The 2,313-nt window shown below is 72.8% G+C and carries 2 protein-coding genes and 1 pseudogene; 2 read left to right on the top strand and 1 reads right to left on the bottom strand.

Going from position 1 to position 2,313, the window contains the following annotated elements:
- Together D180_RS14050 and D180_RS14045 are read left to right on the top strand one after the other, a co-directional pair.
- A pseudogene (locus D180_RS14050) lies at window positions 1-221 on the top strand (glycosyl transferase); the annotation flags it as partial.
- On the top strand, window positions 202-1,557 hold the full coding sequence (locus tag D180_RS14045) for an O-antigen ligase (RefSeq protein WP_043091002.1): 1,356 nt from the start codon (window positions 202-204) through the stop codon (window positions 1,555-1,557). The pseudogene D180_RS14050 and the gene D180_RS14045, both read left to right, overlap by 20 nt.
- 4 nt (window positions 1,558-1,561) lie before the next feature.
- Here D180_RS14045 and lpxL read toward each other — a convergent pair.
- Window positions 1,562-2,313, bottom strand: a 752-nt coding sequence (gene lpxL, locus D180_RS14040; protein WP_017913299.1) for an LpxL/LpxP family Kdo(2)-lipid IV(A) lauroyl/palmitoleoyl acyltransferase, incomplete at its 5' end; no start/stop codon positions are given.

Raw genomic sequence — 2,313 nt, 5'->3', positions numbered from 1 at the left:
CGGTCGGGCGGCCGGTGCTGGGCTGGGCGCACGGCGGGGTCGGCGAATTGCTGGCGCAGCTGCAGCCCGCCGGCGCCGTGGCGACCTTCGACGCCGTGGCCCTGCTGGCGGCCGCGCGCACACTGCTGGCACATCCGCCGGTGCCGCCGGCGACGCTCCCCTATACGCTGCAGGCGATGCAGCGCAGCACTCTGGCGATCTATGACGAACTCCGGCCCTGACGGTTCCCTGTCCGCTTCTGCCTTGCCCGAAGTCCGCGAACGTTGGGCGCCGGTGTGGGTGCTGGTGTTCGTCGCGCTGTGGCCGGCGCCCGGCCTGGCCGCCGGGGTGCTGGCGCTGGGCGCCCTGGTCACCCTGGCGCGCCTGCTGCACAGCCGCTTCCGCGGCGGCGCGCGCCTGCTCAGCGGCCCGGCCTGGGCGCTGACCACGCTGCTGTTCCTCACCTACTGGCTGCCGCAGCCGCTGTCGGCGCTGGGCGCGGTGGACGTGCCGCTGGCACTGCGCGAATCGGCGGTGGACCTGCGTTTCCTGCCGTTCCTGTGGCTGGTGGCGATGGCGGTGGCGACGCCGCGCGGTCGCCGCACCACCTTCAACGGCCTGGCGGTGATCGCCGCGATCTGGACCCTGGATGCGCTGGCGCAGGCGTTGTGCGGCACCAGCCCGCTGTTCTGGTCGCTGGACCAGCTGAAGTGGGCGATCAGCCACCACGGCCTGTGCACGCCGCAGGAGATCGCCCTGGCCGATCGCCTCAGCGGCGTGTTCGGCCCGTGCAACCTGAAGTTCGGCCAGGTGCTGGCCAGCGTATCGCCGTTCCTGCTGTGGTTGGCTGCGCGCCGCGGCGGTGCCTGGGGCTGGTTGATCGCGGCAGGGGCGGTCGGCGTGGTGCTGGTGCTGGCGGGATCGCGCGCGTCGTGGATCACCTTCGCGGTGCTGCTGGTGCTGTCGGGCTGGCGCCTGCTCGGTGCGCGCAAGCTGCTGGCACTGGGCGTGGCCGCGCTGCTGGTGGCGGGGGTGCTGGGTGTGGTGTCGCCGCAGGTGCACGACCGCTTCGAGCGCACCGCGCGCGCACTCAGCGGGCATCCGGCCGACCTCAACGCGGCGCTGACCGGGCGTGCGCAGATCTGGAGCGCGGCCTGGTGCATGATCCGCCAGCACCCGATCAACGGCGTCGGCGTGCGCGGCTTCCGCGAGGCCTACGCCGGGTGCGACCCGGATCCGGGCCATGCCGGGGAATGGGGGCGCGAGCCGGCCTTCCATGCCCACCAGATCGTGCTCGAGGTGCTCGCCGAGACCGGCGTGATCGGCCTGCTGCTGTGGCTGGCCGGTGCCGCGCAGGCGTGGCGCGCCTGGCGCTACGCCTCGGCGCAGGCGCGCGAGCGGGCGCGCCCGGCGATGCAGGCGCTGCTGATCACGGTGTTCCCGTTCAACACCCACCTGGCGTTCTATTCGTCGTTCTGGGGCGGGCTGACCATGCTGCTGATCGGCCTGTACGCCGGCGCCCTGCTGGCGAACGACACTGAACCGGGCGAGCGCGCCGACGCCGCGACGCCGGGGTGAGCGCTCAGCCGCGCTCGTAGAAGTCGCTGCGGCCGCCAGGCTGGCGCTTGAAGCGGCGGTGGATCCACAGATACTGCGCCGGCGCTTCGCGCACCATCGCCTCGATGGCGGCGTTGACCCGCGCGGTGTCGGCGACCATGTCCTCCGACGGGAAGTCCTGCAGCGGTGGCGCGATGCGCAGCACGTAGTCGGCGCCTTCGCGGCGGTGGAAGTACGGCACCACCGCGCAGCCGGTCAGCCGCGCCAGCTGGTGGGTGGCGGTGATGGTGGCCGCGGGCATGCCGAAGAACGGCACGAACACCGTGTCCTTGCCGCGCATGTCCTGGTCCGGCGCGTACCACAGGAAACCGCCGCGCTTGAGATGGCGCACGCTGCCGCGCAGGTCCTCGTTGGCGAACATCGCGGTGGCGTAGCGCAGGCGGCCGCGCTTGACCGCCCATTCGAACACCGGGTTGCGGTGGCGCCGGTACATGCCGGCCAGCGGCACGTACTGGCACAGCAGCCGGCCACAGATCTCCAGGGTCATGAAGTGGCCCGACACCAGCAGCACGCCGCGGCCCTGCGCCTGCAAGGCCTGCAGGTGTTCCAGCCCCTCGATGCGGGTGCGCCGGCGGATCGCGCCGATGCCGCCCCACCAGGCGCGGGCGAACTCGAACACGCCCACGCCCAGCGCATCGAAGCTGTCGCGCAGCAGGCGTTCGCGCCAGGCATCGCTCTGCTCCGGGAAGCACAGCTTCAGGTTCACCTCGGCGGCGT

The sequence above is a fragment of the Xanthomonas sp. SHU 166 genome (assembly GCF_000364685.1).
GTDB lineage: Bacteria > Pseudomonadota > Gammaproteobacteria > Xanthomonadales > Xanthomonadaceae > Xanthomonas_A > Xanthomonas_A sontii.
This window is presented reverse-complemented; position numbering and strand designations above follow the sequence as displayed.